The 26,540-nt window shown below is 42.3% G+C and carries 29 protein-coding genes and 1 other RNA gene; 14 read left to right on the top strand and 16 right to left on the bottom strand.

The window, feature by feature from the left end; translation table 11 throughout:
- Nucleotide 1: 1 nt before the first annotated feature.
- Nucleotides 2-643, bottom strand: coding sequence for a PilW family protein (locus KO511_RS17075; RefSeq protein ID WP_215988613.1), 642 nt, complete (start codon nt 641-643; stop codon nt 2-4).
- On the bottom strand, nt 637-1,128 hold the full coding sequence (locus KO511_RS17070; RefSeq protein ID WP_215988612.1) for a GspH/FimT family pseudopilin: 492 nt from the start codon (nt 1,126-1,128) through the stop codon (nt 637-639). Before KO511_RS17070 ends, KO511_RS17075 begins: the two co-directional genes overlap by 7 nt.
- Nucleotides 1,129-1,231: 103 nt before the next feature.
- Here KO511_RS17070 and KO511_RS17065 point away from each other — a divergent pair, with 103 nt between their 5' ends.
- Complete coding sequence (locus tag KO511_RS17065) at nt 1,232-1,669, top strand: type IV pilin protein (RefSeq protein WP_215988611.1); 438 nt, start codon at nt 1,232-1,234, stop codon at nt 1,667-1,669.
- A gap of 42 nt (nt 1,670-1,711) precedes the next feature.
- On the opposite strand, the gene dnaJ is transcribed toward KO511_RS17065, so the two are convergent.
- The 4 genes from dnaJ to grpE all read right to left on the bottom strand — a co-directional run bounded on the left by dnaJ (nt 1,712) and on the right by grpE (nt 7,345).
- Nucleotides 1,712-2,851: a molecular chaperone DnaJ gene (gene dnaJ / locus KO511_RS17060; protein WP_215988610.1), complete on the bottom strand. Its 1,140-nt coding sequence runs from the start codon at nt 2,849-2,851 to the stop codon at nt 1,712-1,714.
- Nucleotides 2,852-3,041: 190 nt separating this feature from the next.
- The gene (gene dnaK / locus KO511_RS17055) at nt 3,042-4,958 is read right to left on the bottom strand and encodes a molecular chaperone DnaK (protein ID WP_215988609.1); all 1,917 of its coding nucleotides are present in this window, start codon (nt 4,956-4,958) and stop codon (nt 3,042-3,044) included.
- Between the two features lie 229 nt (nt 4,959-5,187).
- Entirely contained in the window at nt 5,188-6,459 is a 1,272-nt protein-coding gene (locus KO511_RS17050; protein WP_215988708.1) for a dicarboxylate/amino acid:cation symporter, read from the bottom strand.
- A gap of 280 nt (nt 6,460-6,739) precedes the next feature.
- Entirely contained in the window at nt 6,740-7,345 is a 606-nt protein-coding gene (gene grpE / locus KO511_RS17045) for a nucleotide exchange factor GrpE (RefSeq protein ID WP_215988608.1), read from the bottom strand.
- A 144-nt stretch (nt 7,346-7,489) separates the two neighbouring features.
- Between grpE and nadK the strand changes: the two genes are divergently transcribed.
- Nucleotides 7,490-8,374 carry an NAD(+) kinase gene (gene nadK / locus KO511_RS17040; RefSeq protein WP_125322745.1) on the top strand — a complete coding sequence of 295 codons (885 nt, stop codon included), beginning with the start codon at nt 7,490-7,492 and terminating at the stop codon, nt 8,372-8,374.
- Between the two features lie 83 nt (nt 8,375-8,457).
- On the opposite strand, the gene sodC is transcribed toward nadK, so the two are convergent.
- Nucleotides 8,458-8,970, bottom strand: coding sequence for a superoxide dismutase family protein (gene sodC, locus KO511_RS17035; RefSeq protein WP_215988607.1), 513 nt, complete (start codon nt 8,968-8,970; stop codon nt 8,458-8,460).
- 246 nt (nt 8,971-9,216) lie between these two features.
- Between sodC and recN the strand changes: the two genes are divergently transcribed.
- Both recN and bamE read left to right on the top strand, forming a co-directional pair.
- On the top strand, nt 9,217-10,881 hold the full coding sequence (gene recN / locus KO511_RS17030; protein WP_215988606.1) for a DNA repair protein RecN: 1,665 nt from the start codon (nt 9,217-9,219) through the stop codon (nt 10,879-10,881).
- Nucleotides 10,882-11,086: 205 nt separating this feature from the next.
- Nucleotides 11,087-11,449 (top strand): outer membrane protein assembly factor BamE, encoded by a 363-nt coding sequence (gene bamE / locus KO511_RS17025; protein WP_215988605.1) that lies wholly within the window; start codon nt 11,087-11,089, stop codon nt 11,447-11,449.
- 64 nt (nt 11,450-11,513) lie between these two features.
- Here the strand turns inward: bamE and KO511_RS17020 are convergent, their stop codons facing one another.
- Together KO511_RS17020 and KO511_RS17015 are read right to left on the bottom strand one after the other, a co-directional pair.
- Entirely contained in the window at nt 11,514-11,831 is a 318-nt protein-coding gene (locus KO511_RS17020) for an RnfH family protein (protein WP_215988604.1), read from the bottom strand.
- Nucleotides 11,821-12,264, bottom strand: coding sequence for an SRPBCC family protein (locus tag KO511_RS17015; RefSeq protein ID WP_215988603.1), 444 nt, complete (start codon nt 12,262-12,264; stop codon nt 11,821-11,823). The genes KO511_RS17020 and KO511_RS17015 overlap by 11 nt, the downstream gene beginning before the upstream one ends.
- A gap of 118 nt (nt 12,265-12,382) precedes the next feature.
- Between KO511_RS17015 and smpB the strand changes: the two genes are divergently transcribed.
- The 4 genes from smpB to KO511_RS16995 all read left to right on the top strand — a co-directional run bounded on the left by smpB (nt 12,383) and on the right by KO511_RS16995 (nt 15,577).
- Nucleotides 12,383-12,868 carry an SsrA-binding protein SmpB gene (gene smpB, locus KO511_RS17010; RefSeq protein ID WP_125322751.1) on the top strand — a complete coding sequence of 162 codons (486 nt, stop codon included), beginning with the start codon at nt 12,383-12,385 and terminating at the stop codon, nt 12,866-12,868.
- Nucleotides 12,869-12,934: 66 nt separating this feature from the next.
- Nucleotides 12,935-13,320, top strand: a transfer-messenger RNA (tmRNA) gene (gene ssrA, locus KO511_RS17005).
- A gap of 434 nt (nt 13,321-13,754) precedes the next feature.
- Nucleotides 13,755-15,116 (top strand): type II toxin-antitoxin system HipA family toxin, encoded by a 1,362-nt coding sequence (locus KO511_RS17000; RefSeq protein WP_215988602.1) that lies wholly within the window; start codon nt 13,755-13,757, stop codon nt 15,114-15,116.
- On the top strand, nt 15,113-15,577 hold the full coding sequence (locus KO511_RS16995) for a helix-turn-helix transcriptional regulator (protein ID WP_215988601.1): 465 nt from the start codon (nt 15,113-15,115) through the stop codon (nt 15,575-15,577). The genes KO511_RS17000 and KO511_RS16995 overlap by 4 nt, the downstream gene beginning before the upstream one ends.
- 231 nt (nt 15,578-15,808) lie before the next feature.
- On the opposite strand, the gene KO511_RS16990 is transcribed toward KO511_RS16995, so the two are convergent.
- From KO511_RS16990 to KO511_RS16975, 4 genes are read right to left on the bottom strand one after another with little or no spacing between them, the layout of a single operon-like run.
- The gene (locus tag KO511_RS16990; protein ID WP_215988600.1) at nt 15,809-19,078 is read right to left on the bottom strand and encodes a type I restriction endonuclease subunit R; all 3,270 of its coding nucleotides are present in this window, start codon (nt 19,076-19,078) and stop codon (nt 15,809-15,811) included.
- 16 nt (nt 19,079-19,094) lie between these two features.
- On the bottom strand, nt 19,095-20,024 hold the full coding sequence (locus KO511_RS16985) for a COG2958 family protein (protein WP_215988599.1): 930 nt from the start codon (nt 20,022-20,024) through the stop codon (nt 19,095-19,097).
- Nucleotides 20,024-21,205 carry a restriction endonuclease subunit S gene (locus tag KO511_RS16980; protein ID WP_215988598.1) on the bottom strand — a complete coding sequence of 394 codons (1,182 nt, stop codon included), beginning with the start codon at nt 21,203-21,205 and terminating at the stop codon, nt 20,024-20,026. Before KO511_RS16980 ends, KO511_RS16985 begins: the two co-directional genes overlap by 1 nt.
- On the bottom strand, nt 21,195-22,940 hold the full coding sequence (locus KO511_RS16975) for a type I restriction-modification system subunit M (protein WP_215988597.1): 1,746 nt from the start codon (nt 22,938-22,940) through the stop codon (nt 21,195-21,197). Before KO511_RS16975 ends, KO511_RS16980 begins: the two co-directional genes overlap by 11 nt.
- A gap of 215 nt (nt 22,941-23,155) precedes the next feature.
- Between KO511_RS16975 and KO511_RS16970 the strand changes: the two genes are divergently transcribed.
- The 6 genes from KO511_RS16970 to KO511_RS16945 are packed head-to-tail and all read left to right on the top strand — an operon-like array spanning nt 23,156 to nt 25,396.
- Nucleotides 23,156-23,761, top strand: a complete 606-nt coding sequence (locus tag KO511_RS16970; protein ID WP_215988596.1) for a hypothetical protein — start codon at nt 23,156-23,158, stop codon at nt 23,759-23,761.
- Nucleotides 23,751-24,083, top strand: coding sequence for a hypothetical protein (locus tag KO511_RS16965; protein ID WP_215988595.1), 333 nt, complete (start codon nt 23,751-23,753; stop codon nt 24,081-24,083). Before KO511_RS16970 ends, KO511_RS16965 begins: the two co-directional genes overlap by 11 nt.
- Complete coding sequence (locus tag KO511_RS16960) at nt 24,073-24,756, top strand: hypothetical protein (RefSeq protein ID WP_215988594.1); 684 nt, start codon at nt 24,073-24,075, stop codon at nt 24,754-24,756. The genes KO511_RS16965 and KO511_RS16960 overlap by 11 nt, the downstream gene beginning before the upstream one ends.
- A gap of 59 nt (nt 24,757-24,815) precedes the next feature.
- Entirely contained in the window at nt 24,816-25,097 is a 282-nt protein-coding gene (locus KO511_RS16955; RefSeq protein ID WP_215988593.1) for a ParE family toxin-like protein, read from the top strand.
- Nucleotides 25,098-25,113: 16 nt separating this feature from the next.
- Nucleotides 25,114-25,257, top strand: coding sequence for a hypothetical protein (locus KO511_RS16950; RefSeq protein WP_215988592.1), 144 nt, complete (start codon nt 25,114-25,116; stop codon nt 25,255-25,257).
- 1 nt (nt 25,258) lies between these two features.
- Nucleotides 25,259-25,396 carry a hypothetical protein gene (locus KO511_RS16945; RefSeq protein ID WP_215988591.1) on the top strand — a complete coding sequence of 46 codons (138 nt, stop codon included), beginning with the start codon at nt 25,259-25,261 and terminating at the stop codon, nt 25,394-25,396.
- A 202-nt stretch (nt 25,397-25,598) separates the two neighbouring features.
- On the opposite strand, the gene KO511_RS22470 is transcribed toward KO511_RS16945, so the two are convergent.
- The 3 genes from KO511_RS22470 to KO511_RS16935 all read right to left on the bottom strand — a co-directional run bounded on the left by KO511_RS22470 (nt 25,599) and on the right by KO511_RS16935 (nt 26,536).
- A complete protein-coding gene (locus KO511_RS22470; RefSeq protein WP_289847799.1) occupies nt 25,599-25,721 on the bottom strand; it encodes a hypothetical protein in 123 nt (40 codons plus the stop codon).
- The gene (locus KO511_RS16940) at nt 25,718-26,047 is read right to left on the bottom strand and encodes a helix-turn-helix domain-containing protein (protein WP_215988707.1); all 330 of its coding nucleotides are present in this window, start codon (nt 26,045-26,047) and stop codon (nt 25,718-25,720) included. Before KO511_RS16940 ends, KO511_RS22470 begins: the two co-directional genes overlap by 4 nt.
- 147 nt (nt 26,048-26,194) lie before the next feature.
- Nucleotides 26,195-26,536, bottom strand: a complete 342-nt coding sequence (locus KO511_RS16935; RefSeq protein WP_215988590.1) for an ATPase — start codon at nt 26,534-26,536, stop codon at nt 26,195-26,197.
- Nucleotides 26,537-26,540: the final 4 nt, after the last annotated feature.

The raw sequence follows: 26,540 nt of genomic DNA, 5'->3' as shown, positions 1-26,540 counted from the left end.
TTTAAGGGTTCCTTGGATTGATGGTAAAAGAGACTGACATGGTCTTTTCTGGCCAAACCGTCAAAGCCGTGATGATATTGACATTAAGTATCGCAATTGATGGGGAATCGAGAGGCAATACAATCCTATCTATTTCAAATGCTTTAACAATTATCTGTTTACTATCAAACAAGGTATTGCACGTATTGCCAAAATGAGTACTAAAATTTGCAGCTTCAAAAGTTGACATAACTCTTGGTAATTTAGTTTCGCATACTCTCAACATATCTTTATATTGACTATCTTGCTGGTAAACCACATTGGTATATGCGCTCTCTGTGCCTAATTCCCCAGAAAGGTACGCGTAAGCAATCAAGATAGTATTCACATCTTGGTAAATAAAAAACACATATTCAGAACCTGATACCTTGATACTTCGACCATGAACGCCGCCATAGCCAGCTCGATATAAATCGTGTTTTATCATCTGCGCAACGCTATGAGTGTTGTGTGACAGTAACCTTCGTTGCATGCTTGTATTAGCGACTCGGGCATTATGCAGCAGTAAACTAATTACACTCGTAATGACCATCATACTCATGGCCACCGAAACCAAACATTCGACTAGGCTCATCCCGTTGTGATAATGTTTTGGCTTCAACACACTTCAAAACCCAAACGAGCCATTGTAGGTGCACATACACGAACAATCGCAGAACGAAAGTGAGTTCTAAGTTCAAGTAAAAGATGGGGATTGCCTCTAGGGTGAAATATCAATCTTCCACTCTTAGGGCGCCCATGAGTCGCGTCAAAACTGATTCGGTTTGCGCTGTAATTAGATCTAATTGTCAGATCTTTAAAAGACTCACCAGATAGATTCACCAACACAGAACCTTGCACAGGATCCTGATTATCCGTAAGACTCAGTTCCCAACTGGAATCAGTGAGGCTAAAGTGAATCCATAAAGGCTGCCTACGCAATATGGCCTGTGATTTACCCAGTAACACAAACCCACGTAATTCATTTGCCAATTGAGACATCTTAGTGCTATCCGACACTGAGCGAAAGCTAGGTACAGCCCATAGTAAACTCAGGCTTATTAGGCCAATTACTACCGCCAGTTCAAGTAATGTAAATCCACGAGTCACTTCTCAACATCTCCTGCAACAATCCATATGCCCAAATTCATACTTGGTTTGATGCTAACACTACTCAACAATACTGCATGCTCAGCATGAGAAAGGATTCGAGATGATGCTTGTAAATCACTGCAATCAAAGTAAGAAAAGTTTAAATGCAATGACTTTAATCGAACTATTAGTGGTTATGGTCTTAATCTGTATATTAGCTCTAGTGGCTTACCCAAATTACCAGCAACAGATCAGAAAAGCGCATAGAACAGTGGCTATTGGTGATCTAACTAAACTGCAACTGGAACTTGAAGCTCGCTATCAGGGAGGGTATGTATGGCAAGATTTAGTGTCTGGGGGAAGATGCAAACTCTGCAATTCCGAGCCTGAACGTTTTCTATTTGAAATAAACAGTGATGCAGATTCGCTATACTTAATCAAAGCTATTGCCCAAGAGAAAAGCCAGCAGACCCTAGACAACTGCTTAATCATTAGCAACACCAATTACCTTAGCCTTGATGCTCGCAACAGAGAGTTTCCAAAAGATTGCTGGCAATAAAAAAGCCTGCATAGATTGCAGGCTTTGTTAATAATGTATACGTTAGCTGGTTAGGTCATCAAAAAACTTTTTGACGCCATTGAAAAAGCCTTCTGCTTTAGGCTTATGACGAGTTGCTGCTTCGCCACCACACGATTCTTCAAATTCTTTGAGCAATTCTTTTTGGCGGCTACTTAGCTTAACTGGCGTTTCAACCACTAATTTAACGATTAAGTCACCAACCCCACCGCCACGAACACCTTTAACACCTTTACCACGCATACGGAACATACGACCCGTTTGAGTTTCAGTCGGAACTTTAAGGTTTACACGGCCATCCAATGTCGGCACTTCAACTTCACCGCCTAAAGCAGCCATTGCAAAACTCACTGGTACTTCACAATACAAGTTATTGCCATCACGTTCAAAGATATGGTGCTCTTTTACATGAACCTGAACATATAAGTCACCCGCTGGCGCACCCATTTCTCCCGCTTCACCTTCACCAGATAAACGGATACGGTCACCCGTATCAACACCTGCAGGGATCTTAACATTGAGTGTTTTAGTCTTGCGTTTACGGCCTTGACCATGGCAAGAATTACATGGGTCTTTAATGATCTTGCCTTTACCATGACAAGTAGGACAAGTTTGCTGTACGGCAAAAAAGCCTTGGCGCATCTGAACCTGACCATGGCCATGACAAGTACCACAAGTTTCAGGAGCTGAGCCTTTTTTCGCTCCACTGCCATCACAAATGTCACAGTTAACCAATGTTGGAACATCTACCTCTTTAGAAACACCACGAACGGCATCTTCTAGAGATAGTTCCATGTTATAACGCAAGTCCGCACCGCGCTGAGTACGTTGCTGACCACCGCCTCGGCGACCTCCGCCAAAAATGTCGCCAAACACATCACCAAAGATATCACCAAAATCTGCGCCAGCGCCACCGCCGCCACCTCCCATGCCACCTTGCTCAAATGCCGCATGGCCATATTGGTCATAAGCTGCTTTTTTCTGAGGGTCGAGGAGGATTTCGTACGCTTCTTTTACTTCTTTAAACTTTTCAGCAGCAGCGTCATCATCCTGATTTCGATCGGGGTGAAATTTCATAGCAAGGCGTTTATAAGCCTTTTTAATATCACGCTCTGATACATCACGACTGACGCCTAATACTTCGTAAAAATCACGTTTTGACATGTTCTTCGTCACCAATTTATTACTGCAAACGACCACTTGTCGCTTGGTGTTTATATCATTTCTAGATAAAAACTCGAGACTACCGCTTCAAGAACCATTATCTAGACTGACAAGCTTACTACAAACAGACGGGCGAATGAGTTACCTCAAACGCCCGCAATTTTGCATTAAGCTAAGTCCGAGTTAAAGCTTATTTTTTCTCGTCTTTAACTTCTTCAAACTCAGCATCAACCACATCATCTTCTTGCTTAGGCTGTTCTTCACCAGCTTCCGCGCCTGCTTGTTGTGCTTGAGCTTGCTGTTGAGCAATTTCCATTAGCTTTTGAGAAGCAGTCATTAGCGCTTGAACTTTAGTATCAATTGCGTCTTTATCATCGCCGCCTTTGACTTCTTCAAGCTCAGAGATTGCAGCTTCAATCTTTTCTTTGTCTTCAGCTGGTAATGCTTCACCCGCTTCTTCAACTTGCTTACGCGTGCCATGAATCATTTGATCTGCTTGGTTACGTGCTGCTGCTAACTCTTCGAACTTTTTGTCCGCTTCTTTGTTTGCTTCCGCTTCTTGAACCATTTTCTCGATTTCATCATCGCTTAGGCCACCAGAAGCTTGGATAGTGATCTTCTGCTCTTTACCCGTCTGCTTATCTTTCGCAGATACGTGTAAGATACCGTCCGCATCAAGGTCAAAAGTCACTTCCACTTGAGGCATACCACGAGGTGCTGGCTGAATACCTTCTAGGTTAAATTGACCTAGAGATTTGTTGTACATCGCCTGCTTACGCTCACCTTGCAGAACATGAATAGTCACTGCGTTCTGATTATCTTCTGCCGTTGAGAAAACTTGGTTTGCCTTAGTTGGGATAGTGGTATTCTTCTCAACCAGTTTAGTCATCACACCACCCATAGTCTCAATACCAAGAGACAAAGGAGTAACGTCAAGTAGAAGAACGTCTGTTACATCACCAGCAAGTACACCACCTTGAACGGCAGCACCCATTGCGACTGCTTCATCAGGGTTAACGTCTTTACGAGCGTCTTTACCGAAGAATTCAGCCACTTTTGCCTGAACCATAGGCATACGAGTCTGACCGCCCACTAGAATAACGTCAGTAATTTCGCCAACAGAAAGGTCAGCATCGGCTAGAGCTACTTTTAGCGGTTCAAGTGAACGTTGAACTAAGTCTTCAACTAGAGATTCTAGTTTCGCACGAGTCACTTTTACGTTCATGTGCTTAGGACCTGTAGCATCAGCAGTAACGTAAGGTAGGTTTACGTCAGTCTGTGAAGTAGAAGAAAGCTCAATTTTCGCTTTTTCTGCTGCTTCTTTAACACGCTGCATCGCTAAAGGATCGTTTTTAAGATCAATACCTTGCTCTTTCTTAAACTCATCAACCAAGTAGTTGATCATGCGGTTATCGAAATCTTCACCACCTAGGTGAGTATCACCATTTGTCGCTAGTACTTCGAATGTTTTCTCGCCTTCAACTTCGTCAATCTCGATGATAGAGATATCGAATGTACCACCACCAAGGTCATAAACCGCGATAGTGCGGTCACCACCTTTCTTATCTAAGCCGTAAGCTAGAGCAGCAGCAGTAGGTTCGTTGATGATACGTTTTACTTCTAGGCCAGCAATACGACCAGCATCTTTCGTTGCCTGACGCTGAGCATCGTTAAAGTAAGCAGGAACGGTGATGACTGCGCCAGTGACTTCCTCACCGAGGAAATCTTCAGCCGTTTTCTTCATTTTCTTCAATACTTCAGCAGACACCTGAGGTGCGGCCATTTTCTGGTCTTGAGCTTGAACCCAAGCATCGCCATTATCTGCTTTAACAATTTTGTAAGGCATGATTTCGATATCACGCTGTACTTCTTCGTCTTCAAAACGACGACCGATCAAACGCTTAATTGCAAATAGCGTATTTTCAGGGTTGGTTACCGCTTGACGTTTAGCTGGTTGGCCTACTAGCGTCTCGCCATCTGTATATGCAATAACTGATGCTGTTGTACGCTCACCTTCCGCGTTTTCGATTACACGAGGCTTGTCACCGTCAAGAACAGCAACACAAGAGTTAGTAGTACCTAAGTCAATACCAATGATTTTACCCATCAGGCTATCTCCGAATAAATTCTATTTTCGTTTCGCTATATCCCCTATGTGGGGATGGAGAACAGGGATTCAACCCTTACTTACAAACTAAAACAATTTTGTTTGTTTCATTCATGCCAAATAAATAAGGGCAGTAAATGCCTTTTCAAGGGGATAGTGAAAAAAAATGACAAATTAATATAAAAAAAGCGAGACTATTAGCCTCGCTTAACAATTTTGTTATGTAGGTTTATGCATTCGCTTCAGCTGGCTGTACCTTGTGATCTTCTTTACCAATTTCACCTTCTGTTTTAGCAACAATGGTGTTAACCGCTGTATCACCAACCACGTTTGAAGAAGTACAGAACATATCATTGATACGGTCCACAGCTGCAATAATCGCTAGACCTTCTGGCGGTAAGCCCAATTGGTGAAGTAATACACCAACCATAACCACACCACCACCAGGTACACCACCTGCACCAATAGAGAGGAGCAAGATAGTCAAACCAAGAGTGAAAATATCTGCCGAATTAATTGGCTGGCCAAAAGCGTTAGCAACAAAAATAGTGGCAAGTGCGATGTAGATAGACACACCTGACATATTCATAGTTGCGCCAAGTGGTACACCAAACCCTGCAACTGAATCTGATACTTTTAGCTTTTCTGTCAGCGTTCTCATCGTAACTGGAATCGTTGCATTCGAACTTGCCGTCGATAGTGAGAACAGAATTTGCTCACGCGTTGCACGCAGGAATGTCTTAGGAGAAGTCCCTGTGGTAATGCCAACTGCCATTGGATAGAAAACGAATATCCAGAACACTAGCATCGCAACGACCAAAGCCACATAGCTAACAACAGACCCTAAAGTATGGGCATCTAGCGTTGCACCTAATTGAATCATTAGCGCAAATACACCGTAGGGAGCAAGGCTCATGACTAAGCCAACGAGCTTCATCATAATTTCATTTGCTAGTTTAAAGGTACGGATGGCTGGGCCACCTCGAGAATCCAAAGCTTGGATAGCAAGACCTGTCAAAATAGCCATGAAGATGATTTGCAACATATCGCCATTTGCAAACGCCTGAACTGGATTACTCGGTACAATATTGACCACCAAGGAAAAAATATCAGGGGTTTCAGTCGTAGTCAGTTTCACTGATTCTGAAATTGTACCAGCCAAATTTGCATCAGCGCCAGGTTGGAAAATAAGACCAACAGTCAAAGCCGCTGTAATAGCAATAATGGTATTGATTATGTAAAGAGCGAAGGTTTTACCGCCTAAACGGCCGAATGCAGTGATGTCTTTCAGATCAACAATACCACAGACAATAGACACATAAACGAGAGGTACTACTAGGAGTTTTATCAATGATACAAACATTCCCCCTGCACCTTCCGCTGCGCCAAGTAAATAGGTATCAAATATAGCGACTCCGCTAAACAGATATTGAATTGCAGTGCCTATTAATAGGCCTGCAAACAAGCCGACAAAAATTTTGCTCGATAGAGATTTGTCCATCATTCATCTCCAGGATGTTGTGTGTATTTTATGGTTTTATAATTTATACCGACCACCTACGTGACGGAAGTCGCACATAATACACACAAAGGTAACAAAATAAAGCTGGCGTTTACTTTATTGTTACATTCATCAATTAGGGGGTTATTTTTCTTATCGCTCTCTTTAGTAAATAATTTAATAAATCAATAGATTCGAATCTCGACCTTCAAGTGCTCTGACAAGATCAAAAAAAGAGAGGTGAACACCTCTCTTTATAAAAAAACATCAGCAGTGGTTATTATTTAGACACCATAACCATGGCCGGGCGAATGACTCGACCGTTCAGCTCGTAACCTTTTTGCATCACAAACATGACGGTATTGGATTCATGGTCAGAACTTTCCTGAATGGACATCGCTTGATGCATTTCTGGGTTAAAGGTTTCACCCTCAGGGTTAATTTCTTTAAGACCAAATTTGCCCACCACACCAACAAAAGTTTTATGTGTTAACTCCACACCCTCAATGACCGGTTTAACCGCTTCATTTTCAATATCCGCAGATTGAATCGCACGCTCTAAGTTATCGATAACAGGAAGTAATTCCTCAGCAAATTTGTTCAAAGCGTATTTACGTGCCTTGTCAATTTCTGTTTCGGTACGGCGACGCATGTTTTCAATGTCTGCTTTCGCACGTAACACCGCATCTTGCTGATCTTTTACTTTTGATTCACTAGAAAGTAGAGCCGCCTCAAGTTGGGCAATCTTTGAATCTTGCTCAACATTTTCTGTCTCTTCATTCCATTCGATATCAGCCTCAGTACCTACAACTTCGGCTTCAGCACCTTGTACCGTCTCTTGCTGCTGTAGTTCTTCTTCTTTAATCTTGTTTTCTTCGTTGCTCATGATATCTCCAGAATTTAATTCCATCTGCATCTAAAGCGTCACGTTTATTGCTTTTAGATACATAAAAATTCGCATAATTAGCTAACTTGCCATTATTATGGGGATGAAGATTGTCGAATCAAGCCTATTTAGTGCGGAAAATCTATGAAAAAGCCTTTTGAAGTGATCGCCATCATTGGTAAACCCAGAGATCAGCAAGCTATTCAGACTCACAGAGAGCTATATAACTGGCTAAAATCTGAAGGGTATCAGGTTTTTATTGATGACCGATTAGCCGATATTTTGACTGATGTGCCTGCCAAAGACTTTTCCAGTCTCATTCAACTTGGTAAAGCTGCTGACCTAGCCATTGTCGTAGGTGGTGATGGTAATATGCTCGGAGCCGCCAGAGTCTTATCACGATTTAATATTTCTGTCATCGGTGTTAACAGGGGAAGTTTGGGGTTCTTAACGGATCTTAACCCTGAAGATTTTCAAACGGCATTGAAGAATGTGTTGGACGGCAAATTTATTGCTGAAGAGCGCTTCTTACTTGAAGCAGAAGTTCACCGCCATGGCCAAGTTAAAAGTCATAATGCGGCATTGAATGAAGCTGTGTTGCACCCTGGCCAAGTTGCTCACATGATTGAATTTGAAGTGTATATCGATGAGAGCTTCGCCTTCTCTCTCCGTGCTGATGGGTTGATAGTTTCTACACCTACAGGCTCGACAGCTTATTCTCTATCGGGGGGAGGTCCGATTCTGTCTCCTAGTCTTAATGCTATTTCTCTCGTACCTATGTTTCCACACACGCTTTCGAGCCGTCCTCTGGTTGTTGATAGTAAACGCCGTATTCGACTCGTTGTGTCACCAGAAAATAGAGGGACACAAGAGGTAAGTTGTGATGGACAAGTTTCTTTGCCTGTCTCGCCAGGAGACGAGGTTCATATTTATCAAAGCCCCAACACATTAAATCTTATTCATCCAAAAGATTACAGCTACTACCACGTCCTAAGAAATAAACTAGGCTGGTCAAGCCGATTGTTTTAATTCTGAAAACTTTTAGAGTTTTTAATAACAAAAAAAGCCAAAGATATCATTTGGCTTTTTTTGTTATATCTATGGCTTGTAATTTATTTAATCACACCACATACAATTCTCGCTCCACCGCCACCTAATGGGGCTGGGTGATCCGAATGGTTGTCTCCACCCGCATGGATCATAAGGGCTCTATTTTTAACATCACTTAGCTGTACTCTTGGTGCTAATACTGGCTGAGTTGCCATACCTTTAGCATCAGCGTAAAGCGCAGGCAAATCACCAAGGTGGTTATCATCACTCCAAGGAGTCCCATGCTTACCTGTTCCTTTAGGATCATAATGCCCACCAGCTGCGCCGCCTAAAACCGTCTTATTGTCCTTCACTACGCTGCCACAAGATGCATTAGTATGGATATGAAAACCATGAAGGCCAGCAGGTAGACCACTCAAATTAGGCGAAAAGACAGAGCCATAAGAGGTTTGCTCTATTGAGACGGTACCAAGAGTTTTTCCTGAATTTAGATCGACCATTTCCACGCTGGCGGTATCAGCCAATGCTGTAGCCGAAAAAAGCATCATCATGGAAGCAAGTTGTGTTTTGTACATGAGGTATTCTCCATTAATTCTTATCTGTAAGGCAAACTTTCTTATCAGCTATTGACACAAGCCTCACCGACTATAACGCCTTTACCACTGGCTCGTGAAATCAAAACCACCTATTAATACCATAGGCAACAACAATCTCTCTGGTAATGATAAAGTTAAAATAATTTAACCCCACAGTGTTTACTGTACAAAAAAACAGTATATACTGTTTTCTTATACAGTACTTTAATTTAAGCAGGTGTAACAATGCTGGCTCATTTAAGTGTTAATAACTTTGCAATTGTTAAGTCTTTACAACTTGAACTTTCAAGGGGCATGACCACTATTACTGGTGAAACCGGGGCGGGAAAATCTATTGCCATCGATGCACTTGGGTTATGTTTGGGAGGAAGAGCAGAAGCCTGTATGGTAAGGCAAAAAGAAGAGAAGGCTGAAGTCAGTGCTGCTTTCACTTTAGACGATAATGTGAACGCCACTCGCTGGCTAGAAGATAATGATCTGCTCGATGGTAACGATTGTATTTTACGTCGAATTATCAACAAGGAAGGCCGTTCAAGAGCCTTTATTAACGGCAGCCCAGTACCACTTTCACAACTCAAAAGCCTAGGGCAATTATTGATCAATATACATGGCCAACATGCTCATCATCAATTAATGAAAAATGACTATCAAATGACCATGTTAGACCAGTACGCTGGGCATGATAATTTATTAAAAAATACCCGAAATGCTTATCAAATCTGGCGTCAATCTGATAATCATTTAAAACAGCTTAAAGAAAATAGCGCAGCTAACTTAGCGAAAAAACAACTACTTGAATACCAAATAAAAGAGCTAAATGAGCTCTCTCTTGACGAGGGTGAATATGAACGACTCGAACAAGAACATAAAAGATTATCCAACAGCGGAGAACTGGCTACCACCTGCCAACAAGCCATTGAACTTATATATGAAGGTGAAGAGATTAATGCACTTGGTATTCTCCAATCAGCCAACAATTCCTTGATCCAGTTAGCTGAGCTAGATAATTCACTCACTCAACTTCCGGCCATGCTTTCAGAAGCCATGATTCAAATCGAAGAAGCAAACTGTGAACTGCGTAGCTACCTCGATAATATTGACGTTGATCCCGCACGAATGTCCTATGTAGAAGAGCGTTTCTCAAAAGTCATGTCAATCGCTCGCAAGCACCATGTACTGCCTAACGAGCTTTATCCACACCACCAAGATCTGCAACAGCAGATTAGGGCACTGGATTGCTCAGATGAAAAGCTAGATGAACTACAACAAGGGGTGGCAGAAACTTACCAAAGCTTTCTCGCCAGCGCTGAAAAGCTAAGCAAATCTCGCTGTCGCTACGCCAAAGAACTCAACAAATTAATCACCACTAGCATGCAAGAACTGAGTATGGAAAAAGCGCAATTTTGCATCCAAGTTGATAAGCAAACCTCTCACCCTTCTCCTCTTGGAATAAATCACGTGTGCTTTTTGGTCTCAACTAACCCAGGTCAACCTTTAGAGCCTATTGCAAGAGTTGCATCAGGGGGAGAACTATCACGGATATCGCTCGCTATTCAAGTTATCACGGCTCAAAAAGTGGATACCCCTAGCCTCATTTTTGATGAAGTCGACGTCGGTATTAGCGGCCCGACAGCCGCGGTTGTCGGAAAAATGCTGCGTAAACTTGGGCAGTCAACACAAGTGCTGTGCGTGACTCATTTACCTCAAGTCGCTGGCTGTGGGCATCAACAATTGTTTGTTGCTAAACAAACCAAGGCTGGTAAAACAGAAACACAAATGCACGCTCTAAATAATGAGCAACGAATCTCAGAGCTGGCTCGGCTACTAGGTGGCAGTGAAATTACCGAGTCAACCATTGCTAATGCGAAAGAATTACTTATTGCAGCTTAAAAATGGCTTGAACAAAAATACACTCGCTCAGCTGGGTGTATTGGCCTTTAGCGCTACACTTTTCCAAAATTTGGCTATCTTTTGCAACTTAACTCAAAAATAGCGGTCTGAAACTGTTCAAAACAAGATGAGTTTTTTACTTTAGCGCCCAGCTTGTTTATCATCAGCCCAATTTACGAAATTTCCGTTACAAGAATCTATTCATATGCAAATAAAAAAGTGGCTTGTTATCGCGCTTCCACTCTCTCTGACACTTTTAACTGGCTGCTCCCTACTGGAAAAGCTTGTATACCGGATTGATATCAATCAAGGTAACTATGTTGAACAAAAAGCTGTCGATAAGTTGAAATTTGGCATGAACAAAGAGCAAGTGCGTTTTGTTTTAGGTTCACCCATGCTAATCGAAAATGGTTATCCTAATACTTGGTATTATATTGATCATCAAACTAAAGGGCATCAGGATTCTGTACAAAAGAACCTTATTGCACACTTTAGTGACAAAGGAGAACTCGTCAGTATAGAAGGTGACTTCCCAGCTAGTTCCAATTTCTTTGAGCAAATCCACTAAAGCAATAGCTTTAAAATGAAAAGGGTTGAAGCACATGCTCCAACCCTTTTGCTATTTTCGCTAATCACAAGGGATCAGAGTTACTTGCCTGCTTCGCTTGTTCAGCTCTTTTACGGCGAATTTCTTTCGGATCAGCAAGCAGAGGGCGATAAATTTCGATGCGATCTTTATCCCTCACCGTTGCATTAAGTTTGGTATTACGACTGAACACACCAACTTTATTTACCGATAGGTCCACTTCAGGATATTGCTCTAATACCCCAGACTGGCGAATAATGTCTTCAACCGTCATCGATTGATTGACAACCAAAGTGTATACACGCTGTTCATGCGGTAAGGCATAAACTACTTCAACATGGATCATCTCAGACTCAATACTCATAACACGTGTACACCTGCTTTGCGCGTTGAGTAAATGCATTGACCATATTACCGGTTAACTCACTGAATATTTTACCAAACGCCATTTCAACCATTTTACTGGAGAATTCAAATTCAAGTTTAAGCTCAACTTTACACGCTTTTTCATCCAGCTCAGTAAAGAACCAGCCACCTTTTAAACTTTTAAATGGTCCATCAACAAGGTTCATCAAAATAGCTTCACCATTGACTAATTCATTTGACGTCGTAAAGGTTTTACTAATCCCTGCTTTCGAAACATCAACAGCTGCCACCATAGAAGAATGATTCGATTCAATCACGCGAGCTCCCGAACACCCTGGTAAAAACTCAGGATAACTAGCAACATCATTGACTAAATCGAACATCTGTTGTGCACTAAATGACACCAAAGCTGAACGGCTGACTTGCTTCATATAGATTCCTCGTAACACATGTCAAAACAGCTGACATGTATCAATTTTACGTTTATTTACGCTCATCGTAAATAAAGGGATTTCTTATCTAGATTCCTCACCGTATAATGGCGCTATTATGGCAAAGAAAAAATCAAAGCAAAAAGCGGGTAGTAATACCATCGCTCTCAACAAAAAAGCTCGTCACGAATATTTCATCGATGATGAAATTGAAGCCGGCATGGAGCTACAAGGCTGGGAAGTTAAGTCACTTCGTGAAGGTAAAGCGAATATCGCAGAAAGCTATGTCTTTATGCGTGACGGTGAAGCATTTATTAGTGGTATGACGATCACTCCCCTTAATCAGGCATCGACACACGTTGTTGCTAACCCAACAAGAGTACGCAAACTGCTTATGAGCCGTCGCGAGCTCGATAACCTATTTGGACGCATTAACCGTGAAGGTATGACCCTGGCTGCGCTCTCACTTTATTGGTCTCGCTCGTGGGTGAAGATCAAAATAGGTGTGGCCAAAGGTAAAAAGCTTCACGATAAGCGAGACGACCTCAAAGATAAAGATTGGCAACGTCAAAAAGCGCGAGTTATGAAAAGCGCATTGCGTTAATAATGAGCACTTAGACGCACAGGCCTAGACAGAGTAGCCTTTTCTGGTACTATGCTTATAACACTTGGGGCTGATTCAGGATTCGACGGGAATTTTGCAGTCTAAGGTGCATGCCGTGGGGCGGTTGGCCACGTAAAAAGCCGCAAAAAAATAGTCGCAAATAACGACGAATATTATCCTGCTGCAATCGCAGCTTAAAAGTAGACTAATAACCTACTAGGATGTTCTCACCCTAGCTTTCGCACGTAAGACGGGGAATAATGAGGATTAAAACCCAAACGCGCTAGCCCGGATTCTCCTGCCTGAGAGATGAACGGCGAAGTTTAATTCAGGCTAGTCATTCATTAGCGTGTCGGTTCGCAGATGGGTGGCGAAATTAAAGATCGACTAAGCATGTAGTACCAAAGATGAATGGTTTTCGGACGCGGGTTCAAATCCCGCCAGCTCCACCAAACGTTTGGAACGGGACATCTCAGGATGTCCCGTTTTTTTATAAGCTGTTGTCATATCTAGCTTTAAGTAGCTCTAGGCATATCTTCAAGATTCAATTAAACACTTTTACGCACATTAAAGTGTATAAATTGCATTTTGGTATGTATCCGCCATTATTTAATGTCTTCATTCACTTTGTTTATTAAGACAACTGTTCATTTATTATAAACAACCAGCATAACTGAACAAACATTTAACGTCCCCACTCCCTATCGCACCTTTAATAGCTAACATTATCCATTCTGATCATCAACACTTTGGCCAAAGTTAATGAGTAAAACCTTACTCAAAAACAACATAATTGCGAATTAATGAGTAAATAGTTACTCACAATTTGAAATGGAAGGATTTTAAGAGTAATATTTTACTCATGGATAAGTGAAAGGTATTGTCGATGGAAGAACTAGCCGTACAAGCTTTTACTAAAGGGGAATGGATAAAGATTGGTATCATCTCTTTCCCTAAAAGTAGCCAACATAACTTCCGAGTCACAGAACTCAACTATCTCAGTGACTATGCATTGGAACATCATGACAAAGATGATTTTCACGCTGTTTCACTAAACCACCCTATCACATTCTTTTTTGATGACATGGGTAAATCTGGATGGTTAACGTTTTTAGACGATATTATGCCTAGCGGCGCTAGCAGACGATACTGGGTTAAACACCTAGATATTGAGGATCTTAATCCAGATGAGCAAAACTATGTTTTGCTTAAGTTTGGCACTATGTCGCCTATTGGTAACCTAAGGATAAAAGACTCTCTTCCTGAACGCTACGAAGTAGCAGACAACCTCTACTTTTCTGTTGATGATGTAAAAAATAGAGCAGGTGATTTCCTCGACTATGCACAACAAAGAGGGGCGGCCGCAGGCGGGGCAACAGGAGCAGGCGGTGAAGCTCCAAAACTGATCCTGCGTTGTGGTCTCGATCATAGCTCTAGCAGCGAAAAAATATGGATTGATCCATACCAAGATGACAATAACAACCACGACTTACATTACTTAGTAAAGTACCCTAGAGGCTCAAGAAGCACCATCGACTGTAATATTCTAAGAGCTGAGTTCTACTTCTATCACGAGTTAACTGAAATGGGTGTCGAAACAATCCCCATCGAAGGTATGCGGTTGGAGGAAGGATTAAACTACCCTTCTTTATGGCTTCCTAGGTTTGATGTTCAGATTAGTCATCAACAAATTGAAAGGTTTGGTATGGAATCTGTGTATTCCATTTTGAACAAAGGCGCAGGAGTCACTCTTGACCACGAAACAACAATCCGAACTCTTATAGAGAAAATCACTGAAAGCAATATGGTTAAGTTTCAAGAGTATATGTTTGACACCCAAGCTTTCGTCATTGAATGGGTGAAGAGAGATCTACTCAATATCTTGTTTGGTAATAGTGATAACCATGGCAGAAACACTTCATTCTTAAAGGGTGATGGTGTTATCAAACTTGCTCCCGTTTACGACTTCGCACCAATGAAAGCTGATCCTGAAGGAATTCCAAGGACAACAAAATGGAAAGCCCCACTGGAGGTTGGTGGAACTTATGACTTCATCGGAATAGCGGACACTTTATCTGATCTCGTGCCAAAGGAAGTGTTATTACAAGAGCTAGAGGTTACTGCAAGTAAATGTATTAACCTTAAGCAGAGTCTAACGTTACGAGGAGTACCAGAACAAATCTTGGAGATGTCAGCCGTTGGACTTAATCATATATCAGAAAAACTTACTAAGTGGGGGCTATTATGAATAAGACCAGTAATAAAGAATCCATACAAGATACGTTGACTCGTCTAAGAGCAAACCGAAACCCACAACAGGCCGCGACTGGAAAGAATGCAACTCATTCGACCAAACAAGGATCGCAAATTAATACTCCGACTCGGTCGAAAGCCTCAAAAAAATCTATCGCAGTAAATGCTGCTGAACGTAAAACTGAGGCGAACAAAATCATCAAACACCTCTTGCTTGGTGAGCTAACACAAGGCCAAGCTTTGAAAAGCTTACGTATTAATATACTGGGACTCAAACAGGATGTATTTGCACGACTTGTCGATGTCTCAAGAAAAACACTCTCAGATATAGAGAATGATCGGGGCAGCTACAATACAGAGATTCTCAACAAGGTATTCAAACCATTTGGCTTAAAAGTCGGACTGATCCCCTCTTCTCCCAATACGTTAAAATCGCTATTAATAGATAATGAGTAATAAATTACTCACAAAACCCTTATTCACAATTTAATGGGTATTTAATTACTCATAAGTAGGCACAAAATATCCTCACTAAGGGATAATATGGACCATATCCCCACCAGGGGATAATGAAATAGCTGAAAACGCGCATAGTTTTATACAGGGCTTAAAGCCGATAACACTTCATCAAGATTACTCTAAACGGGCTATTGATGAAGCGTTGTTTCTGAATTTGTGCCAATTTAGTTAGCTTGCGTACCACTCATCAGCCAGTACTTCAGCTTGCTCTAGCACCAGCTTAATCGCCTCTTCTGCCGCATCTGGTGGGTATTTCCAGCGGCGCAGTAAACGCCGAACAAGATTGCGCATTCTTGCTCTTACACTCTCACGTTTTTGCCAATCTACCGTCGCAGACTTGCGCAGTTGGTGGGTAAGCTCAATCGCAAGTTGACGTAAGTTATCATCGCCTAAAGTGCGTACTGAAGCTTCATTAACAATCAGCGCACGGTAAAACGCAATTTCATCAGTAGACAGATTGAGCTTATCCATCATCTCAGCGTCGGCTTGCATTTCTTTTGCCCACTGGATCAACTCTTCGATTACCTGAGCCGTTTCAATACTGCGATTATGGTATTTGCGCAGAGATTCCATGATGCGTTCGGAGTATTTTTTCTCTTGCACCACATCATTTTTCATCCGAGCTTTGACTTCATCACGCAGCAGTTTTTCCAATAACTCAACCGCCAAGTTCTTCTCTTTCATATTCTTAACGTCTTCTAAGAATTCTTCTGAAAGCAAGCCAATATTGGGTTTATCTAAGCCAACCGTTTTGAAAATATCATCAACACCGTCTGCGACAATGGCATTGTTGAGGATCTGGCGCAGCGCAGAATTACGCTGTTCGTCACTGCGTTTAGTATCTACCGTAGAGTGTTTAAGAAATGCCGTTTTAATCGCGCCATAAAAAGCGATTTCGTTCTTGTAGCCATCAACCTCGTCTAAGGTATTACACAGCGAGTACGCTTTCATCAACGCCGCCATCACATCAAGAAAGCGGCGCTTTCCATCACGGACTAGCTCACCTTTGTTGTTGCGATGGCAAAGCCCTGATATATGATTCACAGCGCCCGGAAGCAGTTGCAGTGGTTTGGTTTCAAAATCTGGACGATAGTTGAAGACATCACCATCGACAGAGCCATCAGCCTTGTTATTGATAGGAGTGGCAAACATACCGCGAATGATATCGATTTTTTCCATAAGGACAGCGAAAGCCTCGGCCGTGTTGACGGTTGGCTTGCCTTTCCCTTGACTGCCGGTATAGGTCTTAAGCGCGTTTTTAAGCTCATTAGCAATACCAATATAATCAACCACCAAACCTCCGGGCTTATCCTTAAACACACGATTCACACGCGCGATCGCTTGCATCAGATTATGGCCTTTCATGGGTTTGTCGATATACATGGTATGGCAGCAAGGCGCATCAAAGCCTGTTAACCACATATCGCGCACTATCACCAATTGCAATTCGTCATCGGGATCTTTGTAACGTTTCTCAAATAGCTTCTTGGTCTTCTTATCATGAATGTGCGGCTGCATTTTGGCTTTATCAGCAGCGCTGCCTGTCATGACGATTTTGATCGCGCCTTTGTTTGGATCATCACTGTGCCATTCAGGTTTAATCGCGACAATAGCATCGTATAAATCGACACAAATCTCACGGCTCATGGCAACCATCATCGCCTTGCCGGGAAAGGTTTCACAGCGAGTGGTGAAATGCTCAACCAAGTCTTGGGCAACTTGTTTGATTCGCGGCTCTGCACCAACCAGTTTTTCTAGCGCTGACCACTGTGATTTTATTTTCTCACGGCTTTCTGTTTCTTCGTCTTCACCAATTTCCTCCTCGACCTGATCGTTAAGCGCTTGAATTTCATCTTGATTAATATCGAGTTTGGCTAAGCGAGACTCGTAATAAATCGGCACAGTTGCACCATCATCGACCGCATCTTGAATATCATAGATAGAGACATAATCACCAAACACGCCGCGAGTATCTTTATCTTCCTTAGATATGGGCGTGCCGGTAAAACCAATAAAGGCGGCATTGGGCAGCGCGTCACGCATATATTTGGAATAGCCATACACATAGCGCTGGTCAATCACATTGCCATTTTCATCTTTAACATCAACAAGGCGAGATTTATTGCCATATTGACTGCGGTGCGCTTCATCAGACACCACCACAATGTTCGAGCGCTCAGAAAGAATAGGATGCGCCATTTCTTTATCGAGCAAGGCAAATTTTTGTACTGTGGTGAAGATGATGCCACCGGACTGACGATTAAGAAGTAAATCGCGTAATGAATCACGATCTTCAGCCTGTTGAGGGATCTGTTTTAGCGTTTCCTGCGCCATGGTGAAGGTATTAAATAGCTGACCGTCTAAGTCATTACGATCAGTGACCATCACTAGAGTTGGATTGTTCATCTCAGGTTGTTGCAGTAATTTACTTGCGTAGCAGACCATCGACATGCTTTTTCCACTGCCTTGGGTATGCCAAACTACGCCCGCTTTTTTACTTCCGGGCACCACGGTATCGGCGTAATTGGCCCGAGGTTCGGTAATGTTTGTTGGCGTTGTGGCCGCGATCACTGTCGCTTTCACCGCAGCACGCACAGCATGGAACTGGTGATAACCGGCGATTTTTTTGGTTATCTTGTCGCCATCATTTTCGAACAACACAAAGTAACGAATGTAATCGAGCAGCAATTCTGGCTTAAAGAAGCCACGCACTAGAGTTTCTAGTTGGAATTCAAGCAGCGGCTTATCATCTTCTCTTGCTATTGTTTTCCACGGTAAGAAGCGCTCTTTGCTTGCGGTCAGGGAACCAACTCGCGCCGTCCAGCCATCAGAAATCACCAAGGCCGCATTAAATACAAATAGATCGGCGATCTCTTGTTTATAGGTTTGGATTTGATTGTAGGCATTCCAAATATCAGCCTGATCATCAGCGGGGTTTTTTAGCTCTATCACTGCCAAAGGCAAGCCATTAATAAACACCACGAGATCTGGACGGCGATTGCCTTTGGTGCCCGTGATGGTGAACTGATTGACCACTAAGAATTGGTTATTCTCGCGGTCGTCAAAATCGATTAATCGAACATGGGTGTGTTTGGTCACCCATTGATCGTACTCCATTACCGAGTATTCAACCGGCACACCTTCAATTAAATATTGGTGAAAGCCTTGATTGTTTTTGTTAAGGATTGGCGTTGGCGGTGTGGTGACGGTTTTTGCCACTTCGATTAGAGTGTCACTGGGAACCTTAGGGTTTAAGGTTTTGAGTGCCGACATTAAACGCGCCTGAAGCACCACTTGCTGATAGTTTTCACGTTCAGGAGCGCCCGTGGCTGGATGAACAGGGCCATCTGGTGCGATGTCATAGCCATTTTGGTATTGGTAGCCTAGCTCTTTAAACCAATCGAGGCATTGTTGTTCTAGTTGATCTTCAGTAATCATTAAGCCTTTATCCTTATTATTTATTCCATGCGCTCTTAATCAACCGTCCGGTTTGGTTATAAATACCAACCTGCTCAATGTAATGGTGGAAATCCCTATTTTCAGAGACGATTCGGTTTGCAGATTGCCAATCCACGTTGACTCTCTCTTGAGCTGGAATGAGTATTTGGCTATCAAACAAAGATTCAGTATCCAGAATCAGCACCCCAATCCCGTGCAAGCTCGACAACATTTGCAGCTCACCTTCAACGTCACTATTTAAGCCTGTCGCAACCAAATAGCCGAAGTTTGCCCAGCTAGAGTTGGATACTGCTTGGAAAAAGTATTTTCGTACATTGCCTTTGGTAAGATGTTTCTTCACTTCAAAAGACCAAAGTCGAACCGAGCTGTGATTCCCACTGCGCACACAGCTTCTCACAATTTCATCCCAACCTTGGTCGAGCGGCTCTAGCGCCACCACATCAGGATGTAACCAGTGATTGCCACCGTTGCCATGAGAGTTTTTAGATTTACGCTCGTCAATGCGCTGACAGTAAAGACCCAAATCCTTGCTGAGGTACTCAATCAACATTGGGTAGAGGTCGTGCTCGCTCAAGCTTTTCGGCACGAGAGGCGTATCGATGTCTGATTCATCTGCATCGCTAAGATCATCTTCCTGATGAGCAGGTGTAGGCTTCTGCTCCCAGTAATAAACCCGAGGTCTTGGTTTGTCACGAGTGGCGACATTAGGACAAACGATTTTCGCTCTTTCAGTGCGTTCCCCACCAATTTCTGCTGCGAGCTGCGCAATCAGCTTTTCTTCGGTGTTATATCGCGGGTTTTCTTGTTTCTCAGCGATTTCTTCTGGATATCGAAGCACAAATTCTTTGGCTAAATCCCGTGCAGTAAACTTCTTTTCGGGGTTCGCTTTGAGCGTTTCGATAATCATTTCTACTCGGGTCGTCATCAGCTTACCTCGGCCATTTCTTCGGTTTGTCCTAACACGATTTCGCCGGAAAGCAATTTAGGAAGTAGTGTGTCGCGTAGAGATTCCAAGCTAGCATTTTGGACATTGTTGGCATCAACCTTTGACTGGAAAGACTGCGTCATTTCTTCAAACTTTTTGAGTACGGATTCATTAGGTGTAATCACATCGAGACGATATGCATTGTTTCGATTTAATCCTGGAACAGCAGCATCCGTATTCATGTCTTTCAACCCAAGGTTTTGCAATACCATGTGGCAATATTTCAGTGAATAGCCTGTTTTAGGTTTAACATAAAAGACTGTATCGATTGGGTAAAACGCTTTTGGTTCCCAGTAGACAGAACCAACAGTCCCTTTACGGCCAACGATAATTCCGGGGCCTTCAACAAGACTTTGGTTGTGATAACCAGTCAGTCCGCCAGAGCCATATACGGGCACATTACCTTCGACACGGTCTGTTTTCTTTAACGCTTTGCCATAAGCCAATTCGAGGATATCTTTCAGTTGCTTCGGTTTCCAACCTTCAGGAATCAAACCCAATTCAGACTCAACGAGCTTTTCGGGGAATAGCGCGGCAGCCGCAGCATCCATTCCTTCAGGTTGTTCACCATTTATCTTGGCTTTTACAGGGTCGAAATCGACAAACCAAGATTTGAAGATGGCTTGGGCCATTTGTTCAAGGGTTTGGTTGGTTTGAGTGTTTAAATCGAGTTTATTTTGTAAATCCCATAAAATTTTCGCTTGTCTTTCCTGTTCTTCTATTGGTGGTAGTTGAACTTCATAGGCATCCAGAATTTTCTTAGTCAGAAACTTTGTCGCAGTTCCTACCGACATTTGTTGAAGTTCAGACGTCACATGCTTAATTCTAAAATAGAGCCACCTCACACTAACCACTGATTTATTGATTGGTGTAATCACATAGGTTCGCTGATAAGCGTTGAATTTTCCGTTGTAATATTTAACAGCAAACACACCATTTGCATTATTACCTGCAAGCAATACAGCTTCCGTATCAAACGCATAATTATCGATAGCTAAGGTAACTGGAGAGCAGGTAAAAAACGGATATATACCTTGTTCATCAGCAGCATTCGAATCTAATTTACCCGTTTTAAATAATACGATTTCCTGCAACTTAACAGTACGCCAGTTACAACTCATAACCCAACCCCGCTAGGTTTTTCTTAATCTCCGCTTCTAGCCTTGCCGACTCTGCAAATTGCTCACTCAACTTAGCGGTTAGGGTTGCCATTTTTTCAGCAAATGGCACTCCATCGTCTTTTTCTTCAGCAGCACCGACATAACGCCCCGGAGTGAGCACAAAATCGTGTTTTTTAATCTCTTCTAAGGTTGCTGATTTGCAAAAGCCCGCTTGGTCTTCGTAAGCAACACCATTGACTTCTTCACCTGTTTTCCAAGCGTGGTAAAGGTCAGCCACTTTGCGTATGTCATCAACACTGAAATCACGCAACACGCGGTCTTTCATATAGCCAAGGTTACGCGCATCAATAAACAGCACTTTGCCCTTGCGATCACGCAGCTTACGACCCGCTTTATCGGTACGTGCTTGTTTGTTTTTGGTTAAGAACCAGATACAAGCTGGAATTTGGGTGTTGGTGAACAGTTGCCCCGGCAGTGCAACCATACATTCCACCAAATCGTTCTCAACCAGTGAAGCACGGATTTCACCTTCATTGTTGGTACTTGAACTCATCGAGCCATTAGCAAGGAGCAAAGCTTGAGAACCATCAGGGGCAAGGTGGTAAAGCATATGCTGCATCCACGCAAAGTTGGCGTTACCTGATGGTGGTGTGCCATATACCCAGCGCGGATCGTTATCATTGACACCTGTATTCCACTCTTTCATATTAAAAGGCGGATTCGCCATCACAAAATCAGCGCGCAAATCAGGATGTTGGTCATTGGTATAGGTACTAGCTGGCTCACCAAATTGACATTCTAGTCCTCGAATAGCCATATTCATCCCAGCCAACTGCCATGTGGTGTAGTTGTATTCTTGACCGTAAATGGAGATTCGTTGTTTTTGCGTTAGCGGGTCAATGTCTTTTTGGTTAGCGCGGCGCTCAATAAACCGGTCAGATTGCACAAAGAAACCGCCACTGCCCATAGCTGGGTCATAGACGCGGCCTTCAAAGGGTTCTATCATCTCAACAATCAGGGTCACGATGGAGCCAGGCGTATAGTACTGACCGCCTTTTTTGCCTTCAGCCAGCGCAAATTGGCCTAAGAAGTATTCGTAAACATGCCCAAGAATATCTTTACTGCTCAGTGACTTATGATTAAACGGAATGGTCGCGATTAAGTTAATCAGCTCATTGAGTTTTGCCTGATCAATTTTAAGAGCGGCGTAGTGCTTGTTGAGGACACCTTTTAGCTTCGGGTTGTCGCGCTCAATCCCTTCCAAGGCGTTATCAATCAAGTGGCCAACAGAGGTGATTTCTTTGGCTTTTTTTTTCTCTTCGTCGCTCAGTGACTTAACAACCTCAATTTTTCCATGAGTGCTTTTCAGAAAGCAGCGGCCGATGGCAAGAGGCGCATTGTCTTGTAAAAAATCCCAGCGAGATTCTACAGGTAGCCAAAACACGTTTTTCTCGGTATAGAAGTCTCGTTGCTCAAGCTCGATGGTAATCTCTTCTGCTAGCTCTTGTTCTGAGAAATCAGCAGGATCTAGGTAATATTCATGCTCAGGGTTAGCCAAATCTGTTTTAATCTCATCTTGGCGCAGCTTAAACGCATCGGAAACGTATTTAACGAAGATTAGGCCTAGCACAGCGTGTTTGTATTGTGCCGCATCAAGTGATGCGCGAAGTTTATCTGCCGCAGTCCAGAGCTTATTTTCTAGCTCTTTGAGAAAGAGTTGTTCTTGTTGATTCATGACCGGCTTCTTGAGTTCTAAAAATTGGCCTTATGATACCAGTAACTCAGCAAATTTCCTTGAAATCTGACTGACTTAAGCATGTTTTTTATGAAGTGAGGCACTCATGGTGGGAGTTTGGAATATATGACTTAAATTGTATTTTTAACGACTAAGCCTACAAGTATAAATATGAGCGCGATAGAATATAGCAAAACCGAAAAAGATCAAAATTTATGGACAATACAGTTAACAAAAATCAGCCGTCTCAATATTGCCCCTCCCTAGCGAATAAGCTTAAGCAGCTTTTAAAGCAACTAGACTGGTCGATAAGCCGCATCATCTCTTTTGTATTAAATTCCGTGGTCTTTATTTTTCTAATTATACTCGCTCTTTCATCATTCATTTATCAACTAACGACTATTTTTGAATACCAAAAAGGCTTGGAGGACATGTCAACGGTGGAATTAGTGTTTTTTATCAGCTTTTTAATTCTTTTGAACCGTTACTGGAGTTACACAAAACAAACCTCTCAACGTTGGTGGTTTTTCATCACCTCCCCCATAATTTGGTACGGGAAATTCGTTCTCTTTACAGTGTTATGTGCAAGCATTGTTGCTATTACAGATCTAGCCCAAAATACTGATCACTTACGAACAATATTGCTAGAAGAACAAAATTACACTCAACTACTATCGTATAGTGCTATCTGCCTCAGCTTATATATTGCGGTTCCTAGCCAAACATTAATTAAGTCACTGGAAATAAGCACTCACCTTGCTAACAAAGCTGATGAGCCACAAGCAACTCAAACCGATCCCGAGGTAAAAAATGATCGATAAGAAGTCCCTGATTCTGGCAATTACCCTTGCTAGCTTGCCATTATCATCAAGCGCGAAATCGCTACCTTTGATCGAAAGCTGCATTGAGCTTGTCAATATTTATGAATCTAAAAACAAGAAAAAGTTACTCGCTGCTCAAACCACTTCACTCGCTGAAAGTTTACGAGCTGGATACTGTTTGGGGGTCATAGAACAATATGCGCAATCAAAATATCGCTGTCGCTCAGACTGGTATGACAGAGCTCAGTTTATTGCACGAGAGAAGTCGAAACCTTCCCCTTTATCAGAGCGTAAATTATTGGAGTTATCGTGTGAAATATGATGGTAATTACCTATCTCCACCTGATGCGATCTGGCAACTGTTTAAAATTCAGCTATCGAAACACAAAGCCTTTAAAGACTTGGTGTACCCATTAGTTAGAAGCAAAGGTTTTTTAAATATACGAAAAGAGCCAATGGGGGGAGGTTCCAGTAAACAACACCTTCTGATTGCACCAGATAGCCTAATTAAGCTAAACAATGCGATTTTACTACAAGGCTTTTTTTCAGATAGTAAGCGAGTAAAGAGTATATTCAACAAGAACAGTAAACGCAGAGAAGCCGCTGAGTTTATTGAAATCTTAATGAGTAATCGGCTGTCTATTCTGGGTTCAACTTTACAATCCAACGCATTACATCAACTCATTTTCACATTGAAATCCCTCGATATAGACCTAGCAAAAGAAAAACTACCAAACCCATTTTGTGAACTACCTCAGTTATCACTGGATGGAATGACAAGTTTAATGCAAGTACTGCTGGCTAAAAGTGCAGTACTGACAAAGGGCGAGTCAATGATGATTCACTTCCTAAATAATGACCTAGAAAAAGCCTACCAAGCATCTTTATTGCTCGACTCTAGCGTACCTATTCTGATGCAATATAAAGCTCAAATACAAAAGCAGTACATTGAAGCTACTGAGTTCGATAATCTTTTAGATAATTTATTAAATTAGTGGTTGCGAGTGCAGTGCACTCACTCATTCTTAATTCTAGTCCATCAGGGAGAGTAAGAATGAATTCAACCAAGCAGTTAATTGATGCATTCCAGTCTCAAATTCCTTTGTGTCATTTGAAGCGAGCTTTAACAATTGAAAAGCAGCTTGAATCGGGAACTTCATATCTTAGTTTAGGTGGCAGGAAGATTCGCTCCTGTCCAACCTTCATAAGGTTTAAACTAGGAAGAGGATTTCGATTTATTTGGCATAACACATCTGATGGACTACAACCCAAAACAATTACAACTAGGCAGGGATTTGAGCGAATACTTAAACAAATTCGTAAGGCTAGTTACTAAATAAGGAAATCAGAACATGACTAAGAAAATCACGCCAGCAAACAATGCAGCGAACATTCCGAATTCTAACAAGGGAACAAGCGGCACTAACCGTCAGCATGACCAAAATCAAGGTAACCGTGGAAAGCAATTAAACCCGAATCAAAAAGGGAAGAAATAATATGCCGGACTCAAGTGATATGTCTCAAGATGAGCTAGACGTTTGGTCAGATATTAACAACCCAAATAACGATGCTGATATGGATGATTGGGCTGATGCTCATAACCCCAATAACAATGATTATTTAGGTGATGAATAAGTAACAAACGGCTCCTTATAAGGGGCCGATCTTTTATACCATTAAACCGTAAAGAAAAAAGTTGAGACTCATCAATAACTGTATTTATTAAAGTAATACTTATAAAAGCCCAACAAAATCACAATTATCAAAAACTGATCAGGTTGAAGGCAGTTAGAGCCAACAATATGTAGTCCAAAGTAATTCGCAGACATACTACGAATTATAAAAGCTTAAAATCGCTACTTAATTGTTGCCAATGCTGCCTAAGTGCTGATTTATGCTCAGCTTCCATCGGAAGTTCTTGGATGTTTAAGCCTTCAACTTTCTCTATCTGCTTGCTCATGAGCTACCCTCAGAGCCAAACCAAAACTCAAGATCATCTGAGTCATCTTCAAGACTAGCTTCACTTATGCCAAATTGGCTTTGCCTACCTGCTTTACCCTGCATTGGAACAGATATGACCTCCGCTCTTTTGGGTGCAATAAAAAGCTCTAAATCCAGCCCTTCCAGCACTCTGAGCAAAGTCGAAAGTTTTACGTCACTACCCGCCTCAATGCGTTGATACTGTTGCTGCTTCATGCCGATTCGCATGTACATATCTTTTTGCTCGATGCCCAGCTTTTTACGTTGCTCAATGAGCAGTGCCGCAATTTCATCAATATCCTTCACCATACACCTCAAACAACTTATTAGTTGTACCATTCTATATAAACAACAAACAACATATAAGTTGTATTTTGAAACAAGTGTAAAATCAGGACTGAAGAAATTCAGCCTGTTTGTGCGCAAAGTTGAGATAGCCTCAATACTGATGAACTACTGAGAGTACAACTGCCGAATCGGCTCTGGTTCGATATAGTCAATCAAATCATCTCCTTCGAGCTGTTTCAGCTTATCTTTGGGGCCTGAGACAACCAGCACCTGTAAATCATCCAGTGCGTCTAATACTTCTAGGCTATTGACTTGCAACAGCTCTCTCACTGGTTGCTGCTTTCCTTGATGATATTTGACGTAAAACCTCGACGGCTCGCTTTCCATCTTTGCCAATTGGCTATCTTTCGCCATTGGATCTTGGCCTGCTGCCAGCGTTACCACTGGCAGACAGAGCGAGATGAGAAGGCAAGCTATGGTGCGTATTGTGACCATCCTATTTCTCATATTC

Source organism: Vibrio hepatarius, assembly GCF_018860525.1.
GTDB lineage: Bacteria > Pseudomonadota > Gammaproteobacteria > Enterobacterales > Vibrionaceae > Vibrio > Vibrio hepatarius_B.
This window is presented reverse-complemented; position numbering and strand designations above follow the sequence as displayed.